14 protein-coding genes are annotated in these 15481 nt (G+C 73.8%); 10 read left to right on the top strand and 4 right to left on the bottom strand.

What is annotated here, in order from left to right; all coding sequences use genetic code 11:
• Positions 1-10: 10 nt before the first annotated feature.
• Positions 11-817, top strand: coding sequence for a hypothetical protein (locus HHL19_RS28410; RefSeq protein ID WP_346768423.1), 807 nt, complete (start codon positions 11-13; stop codon positions 815-817).
• Between the two features lie 9 nt (positions 818-826).
• On the opposite strand, the gene HHL19_RS28405 is transcribed toward HHL19_RS28410, so the two are convergent.
• Positions 827-2668, bottom strand: a complete 1842-nt coding sequence (locus HHL19_RS28405; RefSeq protein ID WP_169093188.1) for a sigma-70 family RNA polymerase sigma factor — start codon at positions 2666-2668, stop codon at positions 827-829.
• Positions 2669-2863: 195 nt separating this feature from the next.
• Between HHL19_RS28405 and radA the strand changes: the two genes are divergently transcribed.
• Both radA and disA read left to right on the top strand, forming a co-directional pair.
• Complete coding sequence (radA, locus tag HHL19_RS28400) at positions 2864-4276, top strand: DNA repair protein RadA (protein WP_169093187.1); 1413 nt, start codon at positions 2864-2866, stop codon at positions 4274-4276.
• A gap of 215 nt (positions 4277-4491) precedes the next feature.
• Positions 4492-5616 carry a DNA integrity scanning diadenylate cyclase DisA gene (gene disA / locus HHL19_RS28395; protein WP_169093186.1) on the top strand — a complete coding sequence of 375 codons (1125 nt, stop codon included), beginning with the start codon at positions 4492-4494 and terminating at the stop codon, positions 5614-5616.
• A 27-nt stretch (positions 5617-5643) separates the two neighbouring features.
• Here disA and HHL19_RS28390 read toward each other — a convergent pair whose 3' ends face one another.
• On the bottom strand, positions 5644-6501 hold the full coding sequence (locus tag HHL19_RS28390; protein WP_169093185.1) for a hypothetical protein: 858 nt from the start codon (positions 6499-6501) through the stop codon (positions 5644-5646).
• Positions 6502-6716: 215 nt separating this feature from the next.
• On the opposite strand from HHL19_RS28390, the gene HHL19_RS28385 reads away from it, so the two are divergent.
• The 6 genes from HHL19_RS28385 to cseC all read left to right on the top strand — a co-directional run bounded on the left by HHL19_RS28385 (position 6717) and on the right by cseC (position 12059).
• On the top strand, positions 6717-7394 hold the full coding sequence (locus tag HHL19_RS28385; RefSeq protein ID WP_169093184.1) for a phosphatase PAP2 family protein: 678 nt from the start codon (positions 6717-6719) through the stop codon (positions 7392-7394).
• Positions 7395-7427: 33 nt separating this feature from the next.
• The gene (locus HHL19_RS28380) at positions 7428-8390 is read left to right on the top strand and encodes an A/G-specific adenine glycosylase (RefSeq protein ID WP_169093183.1); all 963 of its coding nucleotides are present in this window, start codon (positions 7428-7430) and stop codon (positions 8388-8390) included.
• A gap of 218 nt (positions 8391-8608) precedes the next feature.
• On the top strand, positions 8609-9205 hold the full coding sequence (locus HHL19_RS28375) for a SigE family RNA polymerase sigma factor (protein ID WP_169093182.1): 597 nt from the start codon (positions 8609-8611) through the stop codon (positions 9203-9205).
• Positions 9193-9975: a hypothetical protein gene (locus HHL19_RS28370; protein ID WP_169093181.1), complete on the top strand. Its 783-nt coding sequence runs from the start codon at positions 9193-9195 to the stop codon at positions 9973-9975. Before HHL19_RS28375 ends, HHL19_RS28370 begins: the two co-directional genes overlap by 13 nt.
• Positions 9976-10028: 53 nt before the next feature.
• Complete coding sequence (cseB, locus tag HHL19_RS28365) at positions 10029-10739, top strand: two-component system response regulator CseB (protein ID WP_169093180.1); 711 nt, start codon at positions 10029-10031, stop codon at positions 10737-10739.
• Positions 10740-10742: 3 nt separating this feature from the next.
• Entirely contained in the window at positions 10743-12059 is a 1317-nt protein-coding gene (cseC, locus tag HHL19_RS28360) for a two-component system sensor histidine kinase CseC (RefSeq protein ID WP_169093179.1), read from the top strand.
• 80 nt (positions 12060-12139) lie between these two features.
• On the opposite strand, the gene HHL19_RS28355 is transcribed toward cseC, so the two are convergent.
• The gene (locus tag HHL19_RS28355) at positions 12140-13717 is read right to left on the bottom strand and encodes an MDR family MFS transporter (protein ID WP_169093178.1); all 1578 of its coding nucleotides are present in this window, start codon (positions 13715-13717) and stop codon (positions 12140-12142) included.
• 105 nt (positions 13718-13822) lie between these two features.
• On the opposite strand from HHL19_RS28355, the gene HHL19_RS28350 reads away from it, so the two are divergent.
• Entirely contained in the window at positions 13823-14380 is a 558-nt protein-coding gene (locus HHL19_RS28350) for a TetR/AcrR family transcriptional regulator (protein ID WP_169093177.1), read from the top strand.
• 11 nt (positions 14381-14391) lie between these two features.
• On the opposite strand, the gene HHL19_RS28345 is transcribed toward HHL19_RS28350, so the two are convergent.
• Entirely contained in the window at positions 14392-15057 is a 666-nt protein-coding gene (locus HHL19_RS28345) for a M23 family metallopeptidase (protein WP_169093176.1), read from the bottom strand.
• Positions 15058-15481: the final 424 nt, after the last annotated feature.

Genomic DNA, 15481 nt, shown 5'->3' with positions numbered 1-15481 from the left:
CGCGCAGAACGTGAAGGGCGGGAAGCCGCCCGTCACGGGTGTGCGGAAGCAGCGCAAGGGCGAGGAGCCGGACGAGCAGGGGCTGGACTTCCCGCGCGCGTGGGTGGAGTTCGCCGACCCGGCCGACGAGGAACAGGTCTTCCGCTGCGACCTGACCTGGCTGACCTCGCGCTGGACCTGTGTCTTCGGCAGCGGCTGCCAGGGCATCCAGGCGGGCCGGGCGGCGGACGGCTGCTGCACGCTCGGCGCCCACTTCTCCGACGAGGACGACGAGAAGCGGGTGGCGGAGCACGTGGCGAAGCTGACGCCGGAGCTGTGGCAGTTCCACGACGTCGGCAGCGAGACGGGGTGGACGCAGGTCGACGAGGACGGCGACCGGCAGACCCGCCGCTGGCAGGGCTCGTGCATCTTCCAGAACCGGCCGGGCTTCGCGGGCGGCGCGGGCTGCTCGCTGCACATCCTGGCCCTGAAGGAGGGCCGGGAGCCGCTGGAGACCAAGCCGGACGTGTGCTGGCAGCTGCCGGTGCGCAGGACGTACGACTGGATCGACCGGCCCGACGACACGCGCGTGCTCCAGGTGTCCATCGGCGAGTACGACCGCCGGGGCTGGGGTCCCGGCGGTCACGACCTGCACTGGTGGTGCACCTCGGCGACCTCCGCGCACGGCGGCGGGGAGCCCGTCTACGTCTCGTACCGGCCCGAGCTGATCGAGATGATGGGCAAGGACGCGTACGACGTGCTCGTGGGGCTCTGCGAGGCGCGGCTCGCCTCGTCGCTGCCGATGGTGGCGCCGCACCCGGCCGACCCGAAGCCCTAGCTCCTCCTTTCAGGAGGAGGGCTGCGGGGCCGGTTCGTCCGTGGTCGGCGGGGGTGTCGGCTCCGTGGTGCCCGGGTCCGTCGTCGGGGGCGGGTCCGTGGTCGGCGGGGGCGTCGTCGGATCGGTCGTCGGGGGCGGGGTCGCGGGCTCCGTGGTCGGCGGCGGGGTGGTGGGTTCCTCCGTCGCCGGCGGGGTCGTCGGCGTCCGCGTGGGCTCCGTCGGATCGGTCGGGCCGGTCGGCTCCGGGTCCACCGGGCCGCTCGTGGGCGGCGCGGTCGGCGGGGTCGTGGGCTCCGTGGTGACCGGCGGGGGCGGGATCACCCGGTCGTCGATCGGGGCGACGGGCCCCTGGCCGTCGATCCGCAGCACCGCGCCGGTGGGGTCGACGCCGATCCGGGCGCTCCAGGGTCCGCGCGGTTCCCGCGCCGGGTCGACGCGTACGGCGACGGTGACCGTGTCGCCGGGGGCGAGGGTGCCGGAGGCGCGGGTCACGTACAGCCAGGGCGCGTCCGTCCACAGCGACCAGTCGACCGGGGTGCCGCCCTCCCCGCGCAGCGTGAGCAGGGTGACGCCGCCGACGCAGCGGGCGGTGACGCCGATCCAGCCCGGCGCCGCCTCGCCGGGGCCCGCGGGCGCGGCCGGGGCGGCGGTCCTGGCGGGGGTGACGACCTCGACGGAGACGTCGGGGGCGCGGCTGCCCCGGACGTAGCCGGGGGCGGGGGTCGCGCGGGCGTTCCCGGCGTTCTCGTACCGGTCGTTGGCGCGGCCGTCGCCGCCCGCCGCGTCCTCGCTCTCGCCGGCACTGACCCGGGTGGCGTCCCGGCCCGCCTCGGCGCCCGCCGGGACGCCCCGGTAGGAGGTCCACAGGGCGAGCACGGGGGCGGCGACGACGGCGGCGACCACGGTGGTGGTGAGCGCGCGGGCCCGCATCCGGTCGCGGCGGGCGACGAGATCCTTGGGGTCGATCGGGAAGCCGGTCGGGGCGAAGCGGGGGGCGCCGGCACGCGCGCGTGGGACGTGCAGCATCGCCATGTACGCGGCGGCCCGGGGGGCCTCGACGAGCGCCGGGCCGCCTTGGACCGGGCGCGGCCCGCCACCGGGCCAGGGCGCGGCGGCGCCGACCCGCTCGGCGGCGCGGCGGCAGACCGGGCAGTCGTCGACGTGCCGGACGAGCTCGGCGCGCAGGGCCGCCGAGAGGATCAGCCGCTGGTCGCCGGTGAGGAGGCGGGCGACGGTGGGGCAGCTGCCGGTGGAGACGACGGCGAGCGCGGCCCGGGTCCGTTCGACCTCGCAGGCGGCGGTGGCGAGGAGCTCGCGGGCGGCCTGCGGGTCGAGGGCGAGGACGGCGGCGACCTGGCGCGGGCTCAGTCCGTGCCGGACGGCCAGTTCGAGGGCCTCGCGCTGTTCGGGGGTGGTGCCGGCGGCCTCGGGCCAGGCGAGGGTGGCCAGTTCGGCGCGGCGGCGCTCGGCGGTCTCCGCGGAGACGGGCGGCGGCCCGGGCGGGGTGACGGCGGGGCGGCCGGTGTGCGCGCCCTGCCGCCGGCGGCGCTGCTCACCGAGGCTGCGCAGGCAGGCCCAGCGGGCCAGCGCGTACAGCCAGGCGGTGCGGCCCTCCTCGTCGGAGGGGCAGCGGCCGTGGTGGCGTTCGGCGGCGGCGAGGACGTCGCCGAGGACGGCGGTGGCGGTGTCGTGGTCGCAGAGGACCGAGAGGCAGTACGTGAAGAGTCCGTCGAGGACGTCCTCGTAGCGGGCGGGGGGTCGCTGGCCGAGCGTGCGCGGTCCCTGCTGCGGGCCGCGGCGCGCCCGGTGGGCGCCCGGGGTGCGGGAGGAGTCCAGCCTGCTGCTCGTCACTGGGCGACCGTAGGCGCGCGAGGGGGCACTCTTCATACCGGATCCGCCCTTCTCAGCCTTACGGGTGAAGCCATCACTCGAAAGAGGACAGGAGCGGGGTGTGAAGCTGCCGCCGTCCACAGCCGTGGGGCGTCCGTCCACAGGCCGGGAGCGGGCGGCGGTCCGCTGTCGGTGGCGGCGGCTACGGTGTGGGGCATGGCTGCCCGTACGAAATCCGCCAAGGACCGTCCGTCGTACCGCTGCACCGAGTGCGGCTGGCAGACGGCCAAGTGGCTCGGCCGCTGCCCCGAGTGCCAGGCCTGGGGGACGGTCGAGGAGTACGGCGCGCCCGCCGTCAGGACCACCGCCGCCGGCCGGGTCTCCACGGCCGCGCTCCCCATCGGGCAGGTCGACGGCCGGCAGGCGACCGCCCGGACCACCGGCGTCGACGAGCTGGACCGGGTCCTCGGCGGCGGCCTGGTGCCCGGCGCGGTCGTGCTGCTCGCCGGCGAGCCCGGCGTCGGCAAGTCGACGCTGCTCCTCGACGTGGCGGCGAAGGCGGCGAGCGACGCGCACCGCACGCTGTACGTGACGGGCGAGGAGTCCGCGAGCCAGGTCCGGCTCCGCGCCGACCGGATCGACGCGCTCAGCGACCACCTGTACCTGGCGGCGGAGACGGACCTGTCGGCGGTCCTGGGGCATCTGGACGAGGTGAAGCCCTCGCTGCTGGTCCTGGACTCGGTGCAGACCGTCGCCTCGCCGGAGATCGACGGCGCCCCCGGCGGCATGGCGCAGGTCCGCGAGGTCGCGGGCGCGCTGATCCGGGCCTCCAAGGAGCGCGGGATGTCCACGCTGCTCGTCGGCCACGTGACGAAGGACGGGGCGATCGCCGGACCCCGGCTCCTGGAGCACCTGGTCGACGTCGTCCTGCACTTCGAGGGCGACCGGCACGCGCGCCTGCGTCTGGTCCGGGGCGTGAAGAACCGGTACGGGGCGACGGACGAGGTCGGCTGCTTCGAGCTGCACGACGAGGGGATCACGGGTCTCGCCGACCCGTCCGGGCTGTTCCTGACCCGCCGTGACGTGGCCGTGCCCGGCACCTGCCTCACGGTCACCCTGGAGGGCCGCAGGCCGCTGGTCGCCGAGGTGCAGGCGCTGACCGTGGACTCCCAGATCCCCTCGCCCCGCCGGACGACGTCAGGCCTGGAGACCTCCCGGGTCTCGATGATGCTGGCCGTCCTGGAGCAGCGGGGGCGGATCAGCGCGCTGGGCAAGCGGGACATCTACAGCGCCACCGTGGGCGGCGTGAAGCTGTCCGAGCCGGCCGCCGACCTGGCGATCGCGCTCGCCCTGGCCTCCGCCGCGAGCGACACCCCGCTGCCGAAGAACCTGGTCGCGATCGGCGAGGTCGGGCTCGCGGGCGAGGTGCGGCGGGTGACCGGCGTACAGCGCCGCCTCGCCGAGGCCCATCGCCTCGGCTTCACGCACGCGCTGGTCCCCGGGGACCCGGGGAAGGTGCCGCCCGGCATGAAGGTGACGGAAGTGGCGGACATGGGCGACGCCCTCCGGGTCCTGCCCCGGAGCCGCCGCCCGGCCCGGAAGACGGAGGAGGCGGAGGGCCAGGGCTGACGGTCTCCGGGCCCGGGCCCGGGGGCCGTCGCCAGTGCTCCGGTGGGGGTGTGGAGGGGTAGGCGGGGGGTCGAGCGGGTAGGGCGGATCGCGACCGGGGCGCCCCGGCGGGGCGCGTCCGGAGCGCCCCGGACCGGCGTGCGGCCCAGGGCCGCGGGGTGGTGTCGCTAGACTTTGCCCTGGTCTCGCCCATCCGTACGAGCCGGAGGAGTGCAGTGGCAGCCAAGGACGGGGCAGCAGCTCCCGGGAAGTCCGGCGCGGGCTCCGGCAACGAAGCGCTGATGCGCGCGGCGCTGAGCGCGGTCGCGCCCGGCACCGCCCTGCGCGACGGCCTGGAGCGGATCCTCCGAGGGAACACCGGTGGTCTGATCGTCCTCGGCATGGACAAGACGGTCGACTCGATGTGCACCGGCGGTTTCGTGATCGACGTCGAGTTCGCCGCGACGCGCCTGCGCGAGCTGTGCAAGCTCGACGGCGCGATCGTCCTCGACAAGGACATCACCAAGATCCACCGGGCCGGTGTGCAGCTGGTCCCGGACGCCTCCATCCCCACCGAGGAGACCGGCACCCGCCACCGCACCGCGGACCGGGTCTCCAAGCAGTGCAACTTCCCGGTCGTCTCCGTCTCCCAGTCGATGCGCCTGATCGCGCTCTACGTGAACGGCGAGCGGCGGGTCCTGGAGGAGTCGGCCGCCATCCTGTCCCGGGCCAACCAGGCGCTCGCGACCCTGGAGCGGTACAAGCTCCGCCTCGACGAGGTGGCCGGCACGCTCTCCGCCCTGGAGATCGAGGACCTGGTGACCGTCCGGGACGTCACCGCCGTCGCCCAGCGCCTGGAGATGGTCCGCCGGATCGCCACCGAGATCGCGGAGTACGTGGTCGAGCTCGGCACCGACGGCCGGCTGCTCTCGCTCCAGCTCGACGAGCTGATCGCGGGCGTGGAGCCGGAGCGCGAGCTGGTCGTCCGCGACTACGTGCCGGAGCCGACGGCGAAGCGTTCCCGCACGGTCGCGGAGGCGCTCACCGAGCTGGACGCGCTCTCCCACACCGAGCTCCTCGAACTGCCCGTCGTCGCACGGGCCCTGGGCTACAGCGGCTCCCCCGAGACGCTCGACTCGGCGGTCTCGCCGCGCGGCTACCGGCTCCTGGCCAAGGTGCCGCGGCTGCCCGGCGCGATCATCGAACGCCTCGTGGAGCACTTCGGCGGGCTGCAGAAGCTGCTCGCGGCGAGCGTGGACGACCTCCAGACCGTGGACGGCGTCGGCGAGGCCCGGGCCCGCAGCGTCCGCGAGGGCCTGTCGCGGCTCGCGGAGTCGTCGATCCTGGAGCGGTACGTCTGACGGTGGGCGCGCTCAGCCCTTCAGCCTTCAGTCCTTCGCGAGGCTGAACGGCGTCGCGACCGTCCGGCCGCCCGCCACGGTCGCTTCGGCCAGGTAGTTGCCCGGCCCCGCCGTGCCCGCGGGGGCGGTGGCGCACTGCGGGGCGCTGCGCCGGAGGTCCCACTCCACGGTGTGGGTGATCGTGGCGCGCGCGGGGAGCCTCAGGAGCACCGGGTCCGCGGGGCGGGGACAGTCGTCGGAGGACCAGAGGCGGTCGCTCTGCGGGTTGCTGATCTTCAGCACGGCGGCGCGGGGACCGAGGTCCGCCTTGCAGTCGGCGTCCGAGGTGTTCTTGAGAACCAGGTGGAAGCGGGGCTTCTCGCCGGGCTCGTACGTGAGCTTGGCGCTGCGCAGCGTCAACTCCACGGATCCGGCAGGGCAGTTCGGGAGCGGGGAGTCGGCCGGGAGGCGCTGTCCCGCGCCCGTGCCGGCTCCGCCGTCGCCGCCCGCGCCGTCGGTGTCGCCGTTCTTGCCCGCCGTACCGGAGCCGCCGTCCGCGCCGTCGCCGTCACCGGAGCCCGAGCCCGTGCCCGCGTCGGAGCCGGAACCGGAGCCGGAGCCGTCACCCGTACCGGACTCGCCGGAGTCCCCCGAGTCGCCCGACTCGTCGCGCCCGCCCGGCTGTTGGCTGATGGCGGGGCCGGTACCGCCCGGTCCCGGGGTGATGGAGGGCGCGGGGGACGAGCCGCTGGCCGCGTCGTTCGCCTTCTTCCCGTCACCGTCGCCGGAGGTGACGGCCCATAGGGTCAGCAGGGCGAGGAGCGCGCACAGGCACAGCGCGACCGCCCTCCGTCGCCAGTAGATGGTGGAGGGAAGCGGCCCGACCGGATTGCGCAAAGATCCCACGCCCCGAACCTTACGAGAGATCCCGCCCAACTCCCGCCCCACCCGCCGCCCGAGAGCCCAAGTTTTGCCGATGATCACATCCTGCGGGAACGGGAACTCTCCACGCGGCGGCCGGAAATCACCGCTCCCGCCACTCATCCCCCACTTTCGTCAGGGGTCGGTCCGTCCCTTGGCCCGGGGCACGGCGCTCCGGATTCCGGTTAGCGTCATGTCCCATGGAAACCCTCCTCGACCTCTCCGACCGTCTCTATCTCGACGTCCTCGACTTCGCGCACTCCACACCGCACTGGTTCCAGTGGCTCGCCGAAGTGTGGACGGAGCTCGGACTCCTGCTCTTCGGCGCGCTGTTCCTGGCCGGCTGGTGGCGTTCGCGGACCGGATCGAGCCCGGCGATGGCGGTCGCCTTCCTCGCCCCGCTCGCCACCGCCTTCGGTTACGTGGTGAGCGAGGCGCTGAAGTCGCTGATCGACGAGGAGCGCCCGTGCCGGGCCGTCGCCGGGGCGCCCGCCGCGCTCATCGACTGCCCCGCGTACGGCGACTGGTCCTTCCCCAGCAACCACTCCGCGATCGCCGGCGCCGCCGCGATCGCGCTCGCCCTCTCCTGGCGCGGGATCGTCTGGCTGACCGTGCCGATGGCGGTCCTCATGGCCTTCTCCCGCGTCTTCGTCGGCGTCCACTACCCGCACGACGTGACCGCGGGCCTGCTCCTCGGCGGCCTGGTCGCCTTCCTCTTCATGCGGGCCGCGCGCCGGCCGATGACGGCGCTGGTGGGGACGGCCCGGTCCAGCCGGAGCGCGGCGGTCGTGTGGTGCGCGGGGCGGGGGCCCGCGACCCCGGCGCACGCCTCCGCGCGCCCCGAGCGCCGCTCTCGCGCGCGTCACGGCGCGTACTGATCGTCCCCGGGACGTGCCAGGATCGGGGGTGCCATGACTTCCATCGATGCCCCCGCCTCCCTGTCCCTTCCCTCCGTCGGCCGTCCCGCGCCCCGCGCCTCCACGGCGCCGGCCGCGGTCGACCCGGCCGAGCTGCACGGGCCGGTCCTCGCCTGGTTCGACCGGCACGCCCGCGACCTGCCCTGGCGCCGCCCCGAGGCCGGTGCCTGGGGCGTCATGGTCAGCGAGTTCATGCTCCAGCAGACGCCCGTCGTCCGGGTGCTGCCGGTGTACGAGCAGTGGCTGGCGCGCTGGCCGCGCCCGGCCGACCTGGCCGCCGAGCCGCCCGGCGAGGCCGTCCGCGCCTGGGGCCGGCTCGGCTACCCGCGCCGGGCCCTGCGGCTGCACGCGGCGGCCGTGGCGATAAGGGACCGGCACCGCGGCGACGTGCCGAGCGACCACGGACAGCTCCTCGCGCTCCCCGGCATCGGCGAGTACACCGCCGCCGCCGTGGCCTCCTTCGCGTACGGGCAGCGGCACGCGGTCCTCGACACCAATGTGCGCCGGGTCCTCGCCCGCGCGGCCGCCGGCGTCCAGTACCCGCCGAACGCCACCACCGCCGCCGAGCGGCGCCTGGCCCGGGAGCTCCTTCCCGACGACGAGGCCACCGCCGCCCGCTGGGCCGCCGCCTCCATGGAGCTGGGCGCCCTGGTCTGCACGGCGAAGAACGAGGACTGCGGGCGCTGCCCGGTCGCCGACCGCTGCGCCTGGCTGCTCGCCGGCAAGCCGGCCCACGACGGCCCGCCCCGCCGCGGCCAGACCTACGCGGGCACCGACCGCCAGGTCCGCGGCCGGCTCCTCGCCGTGCTCCGTGACGCCCCGGGGCCCGTCCCGCAGTCCGCGCTCGACGCCGTCTGGGACGAGCCGGTGCAGCGCGGCCGGGCCCTGGACGGCCTGGTCTCGGACGGCCTGGTGGAACCACTGGACGGCGGCCGGTACCGGCTCCCGCTGACCTGAGGCATCCGCCGGGACCTGAGGCACCGGCTACCCCGAGGCGGCCCGGTATACCCACCCTCCGCCTTCCTGAAACCCCCACCCCGCCGCCGCTGTTACACAACCGATGGGTAGCCGTGCGTCCACCGACGGCTGCCTCGCACAGGCCCGTGACAAGCGCTCCGTAGCGTCGTCGACGACACGGAGGACATGCAGGTCACGGGGATGTGGAGGCAGCCGGGATGAGCCAGGGCGAGGTGCTCGACTTCGAGGAGTACGTCCGCACGCGGCAGGACGCGTTGCTGCGCAGCGCGCGCCGGCTCGTCCCGGATCCGGTCGACGCGCAGGACCTGCTCCAGACCGCGCTGGTCCGTACGTACGGCCGCTGGGACGGGATCGCGGACAAGTCGCTCGCCGACGCCTATCTGCGCCGGGTCATGATCAACACGCGTACGGAGTGGTGGCGGGCGCGCCGCCTCGAAGAGGTGCCTACCGAGCAGCTGCCGGACGCGCGCGTGGAGGACCTGACCGAGCAGCACGCCGACCGGGCCCTGCTCATGGACGTCCTGAAGGTGCTCGCGCCCAAGCAGCGCAGCGTCGTGGTGCTGCGCCACTGGGAGCAGATGAGCACGGAGGAGACCGCGGCGGCCCTCGGCATGTCGACGGGTACGGTGAAGTCGACGCTCCACCGCGCGCTCGCCCGGCTCCGCCAGGAGCTGGAGAGCCGCGACCTGAACGCCCGCACCCTGGGGCGGCCCGTGGAGCGGACCGGTGGACAGCGGTCGGCCACGGCGGCCGTGCGAGGTGACGAGGGAGGACGCGAGCGGTGCGCGGCCTAGACGACGGCGACGGCGACGGCGCCAGAACCCACGACGGCGGGACCGCGGGTCCCGGCGGTGGGTCGGCGCGGACGGTGGGTCCCAAGGCGGCGGGTGTCACGGCGATGGCCGGTCTCGCCGCCCTCGGCCTGTTCGTGGCCGCGTGCTCCACGGGCGGCACCGGCTCGCGCGACGAGGGCGCGGCCCGCGCCGACGCGACGGCCGCCGCCGCCCCCACGCCGACCGCCACCGCCTCGGGCTCCGGTCCGGGCTCGGACGCGGCGAAGGCGGCGCCCCGGGTGGACCCGGTCGCGCTCCTGAAGGGCGATCCGAAGATCGGCGCGCGGATGAAGGCCGACCTGAAGCCGTGCGTGGCCGACGCGTACCCGGTGGACACCTCGTACGGCAATCTCACCGACGGCCCCGTGCCCGACGTCGTGGTCAACGTGATGACCTGCGGCGACGCGGTCGGGATCGGTACGTACGTGTACCGCGGCAAGAGCGGCGGCGGCACCGGCGCCGACGGCTACGAGAACGTCTTCATGGCCGAGGACGCGGCGGTCTACGGCACCATCGACCGCGGCGACCTGATCGTCACGAAGCAGGTGTACGCGGAGGGCGACCCGGTCGCCTACCCGTCGGGCGAGGACGTGATCACGTACCGCTGGTCGGGGAAGCGGTTCGCCCAGCACGACTGGGTGCACAACGACTACAGCCGCGGTGTCGGCGAGGGCGGCGCCGGGGCCGGCGAGGTGTCGGAGCCGGTACCGAGCCCGTCCGCCGCCGGCTGACCCCCGCCCCCCCTGACCACAGCCCCGCCCACCACCCCCGAAGGACCCGCACGATGGCCGAGACCCATGTCCTGTTCGTCGAGGACGACGACGTCATCCGTGAGGCCACCCAGCTCGCCCTGGAGCGGGACGGCTTCCGCGTCACCGCGATGCCCGACGGGCTCTCCGGCCTGGACGCCTTCCGCGCCCACCGGCCGGACATCGCGCTCCTCGACGTGATGCTGCCGGGCATGGACGGGGTCAGCCTCTGCCGCCGCATCCGCGACGAGTCGACCGTTCCGGTGATCATGTTGTCGGCGCGCGCCGACTCCATCGACGTCGTCCTCGGCCTGGAGGCCGGGGCGGACGACTACGTCACCAAGCCCTTCGACGGCTCCGTGCTGATGGCCCGCATCCGGGCCGTGCTGCGCCGCTTCGGCCACGCGGCCGGCAACGGCGCGGGCGACGCGGCCGGGGCGACGGCCGGCGACGGCGGGCCGCTGGTCTTCGGCGACGGGGACCTGGAGGTCGACACCGAGGGCATGGAGGTCCGCCGGGGCGGTACGCCGGTGGCGCTGACGCCGACCGAGATGCGGCTGCTCCTGGAGTTCTCCTCGGCACCGAACACGGTGCTCTCCCGCGACAAGCTCCTGGAGCGGGTCTGGGACTACGGCTGGGGCGGCGACACCCGGGTCGTCGACGTCCACGTGCAGCGGCTGCGCGCCAAGATCGGCCAGGACCGGATCGAGACGGTCCGCGGCTTCGGCTACAAGCTCAGGGGCTGATCGGTGAGAGCGCTTCCGCTCCGCACCGGCGTCCGCTGGAAGATCGCCCTGGCCATCGCGGCGGTCGGTGCGCTGATCGCGGTCACCCTCAGCGTGGTCGTGCACAACGCCGCCCGGATCTCGATGCTCGACAACGCGCGCGAGGTGCAGATGGAGCGGCTGCTCTTCGCCCAGCGCCTCTACGAGACCTCCAAGCCGAAGGAGCCGCGCTTCGGCGCCAAGATCAACGACCCGGCGCTGCCGGACCAGCTCGACCAGCTGATGCGGGCCCAGCGGCGGGGCACGTACGTGCAGGAGCACCGGCACGGCGGGCCGCCGGACGTGTGGGCGGCGGTGCCGCTGGCCAACGGGGACGTGCTCTCGCTGCACATCCCCTTCGCCGACCGCAGCGCCACGATCATGAAGGACCTCGACCGGGCGCTGGTCATCGGCTCGGTCTCGGTGGTCTTCGGCGGCTGCGCGCTGGGCATCCTCGTCGGCGGGCAGCTGTCCCGGCGGCTGCGGAAGGCCGCGGCGGCGGCCGGGCGGGTCGCCCAGGGCAACGGGGACGTCCGGGTGCGGGACGCCGTCGGCGGAGTCGTACGCGACGAGACCGACGACCTGGCGTGGGCGATCGACTCGCTCACCGACGCGCTGAACGAGCGGATCGAGGCCGAGCGGCGGGTCACCGCGGACATCGCGCACGAGCTGCGCACCCCGGTGACCGGGCTGCTCACGGCGGCCGAGCTGCTGCCGCCGGGCCGCCCGACCGAGCTGGTACGGGACCGGGCGCAGGCGATGCGGACGCTGGTCGAGGACGTCCTGGAGGTGGCCCGGCTCGACGGGGCCTCGGAGCGGGCGGAGCTCCAGGAGATCGCGCTCGGCGAGTTCGTGGACCGGCGGGTGCGCTCGATGTTCCCGGACGCGGAGGTCCGGGTGGTCCACGAGTCCTGGGTGGCGACCGACCCGCGCCGGCTGGAGCGGATCCTCGGCAACCTGCTGGCGAACGCGGCCAAGCACGGCAAGGGCCCGGTGGAGGTCACCGTCGAGGGCCGGGTGCTACGGGTGCGGGACCACGGCCCCGGCTTCCCCGAGGCACTGCTCCGCGAGGGCCCGAGCCGCTTCCGTACGGGCACGAGCGACCGCGCGGGCCAGGGCCACGGCCTGGGCCTGACGATCGCGGCCGGTCAGGCGCGGGTCCTCGGCGCCCGGCTGACCTTCCGGAACGTCGCCGCGGAGGGCTCGCCGGAGGGCGTCGGCGGGGCGGTCGCGGTGCTGTGGCTGCCGGACCACGCGCCGACGAACACGGGGAGCTTCCCGATCCTGCGGCTGCCGGAGTAGGGCGGCCAGGGGGCGGGGGTACGCGCGCGTGGGGGCCGGGTTTCTTCGGAAACCCGGCCCCACGCGCGTGTGCACCGCTTCTAGACCGTCTCGGCGACCTTGGCCGTGCCCTCGTCGGCCGGCTTCTCCGCCGTCGCGGGGCCGGCGCCGCGCAGCGCCACCTCCTTGACGAAGAAGGCGAGGACGAAGCCGATCACCGCGACCGCCGAGCCGACGAGGAAGGCGGAGTGGGTGCCGCCGGCGACGGCGTGCTGGTAGGCCTCGCGGAGCGCCTCCGGCAGCTTGGCCAGGCTCGCGGCGTCGAGCTGGGCGGTCCGCTCGGTGAGGGCGGAGCCGCCGCGGGTGGCCATCTCGTCCTGGACCCGGCTGGTGAAGAGGGCGCCCATGATGGCGACGCCGAAGGAGGAGCCGAGGGTCCGGAAGAGGGTGGTGGAGCTGGAGGCCACGCCCATGTCCTTCATCTCGACGCTGTTCTGCGCGACGAGCATGGTGATCTGCATGAGGAAGCCCATGCCGGCGCCGAGCAGGGCCATGTAGACCCCGGAGAGCAGGCGGCCCGTGCCGGTGTCCATGGTGGAGAGCAGGAAGAGGCCGGCGATCATCAGGGCGCCGCCCGCGATGGGGAAGACCTTGTACTTGCCGGAGCTGGTGGTGACGCGGCCGACGACCAGCGAGACGACCATCATCGACAGCAGCATCGGCAGGAGCAGCAGGCCGGAGTTGGTGGCCGAGGCGCCCTGCACGGACTGCTGGAAGATCGGCAGGTAGAGCACGGCGCCGAACATGACGAAGCCGGTGATGAAGCCGATCAGCGACATGAGGGTGAAGTTGCGGCTGCGGAAGATGTGCAGCGGCATGATCGGGTCGCTCGCGCGGGTCTCCACGTACAGGAAGGCGGCGAGGGCGAGCGCGCCGCCGACGGCGAGGCCGACGATGGTGGCCGAGCCCCAGGCGTACTCGGTGCCGCCCCAGGTGGTGACGAGGACGATCGCGGTGATGCCGACGGTCAGCAGCCCGGCGCCGAGGAAGTCGATCCGGGTGCCGGCCGCCCGCCGCTTCTTCGGCAGGTGGAGGACGGCGGTGACCATCGCGAGGGCGACGGCGCCGAGCGGCAGGTTGATGTAGAAGGACCAGCGCCAGCCCCAGTGGTCGGTGATGGTGCCGCCGACCAGCGGGCCGCCGATCATGGCGAGGGCCATCACGCCGGCCATCATGCCCTGGTACTTGCCCCGCTCCCGGGGCGGGATCAGGTCGCCGATGATCGCCATGACGCCGACCATGAGACCGCCGGCGCCGAGGCCCTGGACGGTGCGGAAGCCGATGAGCTGGCCCATGTCCTGGGCCATGCCGCTGAGCGCCGAGCCGATCAGGAAGATCACGATCGAGGTGAGGAAGACGCCCTTGCGGCCGTACATGTCGCCGAGCTTGCCCCAGATGGGGGTGGAGGCGGCGGTGGCCAGGGTGTAGGCGGTGACGACCCAGGAGAGGTGCTCCAGGCCGCCGAGCTCGCCGACGATGGTCGGCATCGCGGTGCCGATGATCATGTTGTCCAGCATCGCGAGGAGCATCGCGATCATGAGGGCGAGGAGGACGACACGCACGCTGCGCTGTGGTCCCTGCTCCCCCTGTGCCCGTTTCGATGGCGCGGTGTCCGTCATGGCCGTCCCCTTACTTGCCGCCCGGCTAGTTACTACACTGGGGACGGTAGGCGTGGCACTTGCCGGTCGTCAAGTAAGTTTGTTGGAAAGTGGGAGTGAACAGCCATGGCCCGAGGCAACACCCGCCAGCGCATCCAGGACGTGGCTCTCGAACTCTTCGCCGAGCAGGGCTACGAGAAGACCTCGCTGAGGGAGATCGCCGAGCACCTCGACGTCACGAAGGCGGCGCTCTACTACCACTTCAAGACCAAGGAAGACATCATCATCGGGATCTTCCAGGACCTGGCCCGGCCGATCGACGAGCTCGTGGCCTGGGCGGCCGAGCAGCCGCGCACCCTGGAGACCAAGCAGGAGATCCTGCGCCGCTACCAGAAGGCGCTGCTCGCCGCGGCCCCGCTCTTCCGCTTCATGCACGAGAACCAGGCGACCGTGCGGGACCTCAGCATCGGCCTGACCTTCAAGGAGCGCTTCATGGCGCTCAACGAGTTCATCCAGGAGCCGGACGACCCGATGAAGGACAAGGTCCGCGCCGTGAGCGCGATCTTCGCGCTGCACGCCGGCTCCTTCTTCATGCAGAACGTCGAGGGCGACCCCGAGGAGAAGCAGCAAGCCGTCCTCGAAGTCGCCCTCGATCTGATCGGTCAGGCCCACGCGGGCCGGTAGACCGCCAAGCGTCAGATGGTGACGCCGTGGGTCCGCAGGAACGCGGCCGGGTTGATGGCGGAGCCGTAGTTCGGGGTCGTACGGATCTCGAAGTGCAGGTGCGGGCCGGAGGAGTTGCCGGTGTTGCCCGAGAGGGCGATCCGCTGGCCGGCGGCGACCTTCTGGCCGATGTGGACCTTGATCTTCGACAGGTGGGCGTACTGCGAGTACGTGCCGTTGGCGTGCTTCACCACGATGGCGTTGCCGTACGCGGGGCCGTCGCCGCCGCCGTTCGGGCCGGCCTTCACGACGGTGCCGGCACCGGCGGCCTTGACCGGGGTGCCGGTCGGGACGGCGAAGTCCTGACCGGAGTGCTTGTGGGCCCACATGGCGCCGCCCTGGTTGAAGCTGGCGCTGAGGGCGTACGAGGTGACCGGCTTGACCCAGCCCTTGGCCTTCTTCGCGGCGACGGGCTTGGCGGCGGCCTTCTTGACGGCGGCCTTCACGTGGGCGGCGGCCTTGGCCTGGGTCTCGGCCTGCGCCGCGACGGCGGCGGCCGCGGTACCGGCGACCGGGGCGGCCTTGCTCTCGGCGGCGAAGGCGGACCCGGCTCCGGCCACCAGCGTCGCTCCCAGACCAGCGGTGGCGAGGGCGACGGCGGCGGTGCGGACGGCGGGGTTCATGACGCGCTTCGACATACGGGGGAAGACCTCCGGACAGAACGGGACCCGACGCGATCGGTGCGTTGCGCCGGGCTGGCTGTTCCTTGGTAACCCGCCACCCAGGCCATCCCAAAACACCCCATCTACGACACGAGGTCGTAGCGATCTCCCCAGGAATACGACTCTTGACGCCCCGGAGGAGGGCCCCTCAAATCGGACATAACAACCGAAGATTCCGGGTTTAGCACCACGTCACCCAGGCCGGGAAAGCCCCGGAACGCTACGCCGTGCCCGATTCGGGCCACTCGGGACCTTCGCCCCGATGGTTGACCCCCGAACGTCCCGATTCGCCCTGTATCGACACTACGATCCCGTCTAGTACCCCTCGAAACCCCTGTGCCGCTTGTCACCGCGCTCCCCCCGCCCTTGCGACCTGGGTCACGCAACCGGAGCCCCCCGG

The sequence above is a fragment of the Streptomyces sp. R302 genome, assembly GCF_012927245.1.
Classification (GTDB): domain Bacteria; phylum Actinomycetota; class Actinomycetes; order Streptomycetales; family Streptomycetaceae; genus Streptomyces.
Note: the sequence above shows the minus strand (reverse complement) of the source record. Positions and strands in the feature narration are given on the sequence as shown.

Excerpts from the sequence above, each read along its gene's own strand:
- radA (WP_169093187.1), top strand. The coding sequence starts at position 2,864 with ATGGCTGCCCGTACGAAATCCGCCAAGGACCGTCCGTCGTACCGCTGC.
- HHL19_RS28385 (WP_169093184.1), top strand. The coding sequence starts at position 6,717 with ATGGAAACCCTCCTCGACCTCTCCGACCGTCTCTATCTCGACGTCCTC.
- HHL19_RS28380 (WP_169093183.1), top strand. The coding sequence starts at position 7,428 with ATGACTTCCATCGATGCCCCCGCCTCCCTGTCCCTTCCCTCCGTCGGC.
- HHL19_RS28375 (WP_169093182.1), top strand. The coding sequence starts at position 8,609 with ATGAGCCAGGGCGAGGTGCTCGACTTCGAGGAGTACGTCCGCACGCGG.
- cseB (WP_169093180.1), top strand. The coding sequence starts at position 10,029 with ATGGCCGAGACCCATGTCCTGTTCGTCGAGGACGACGACGTCATCCGT.
- HHL19_RS28355 (WP_169093178.1), bottom strand. The coding sequence starts at position 13,717 with ATGACGGACACCGCGCCATCGAAACGGGCACAGGGGGAGCAGGGACCA.
- HHL19_RS28350 (WP_169093177.1), top strand. The coding sequence starts at position 13,823 with ATGGCCCGAGGCAACACCCGCCAGCGCATCCAGGACGTGGCTCTCGAA.
- HHL19_RS28345 (WP_169093176.1), bottom strand. The coding sequence starts at position 15,057 with ATGTCGAAGCGCGTCATGAACCCCGCCGTCCGCACCGCCGCCGTCGCC.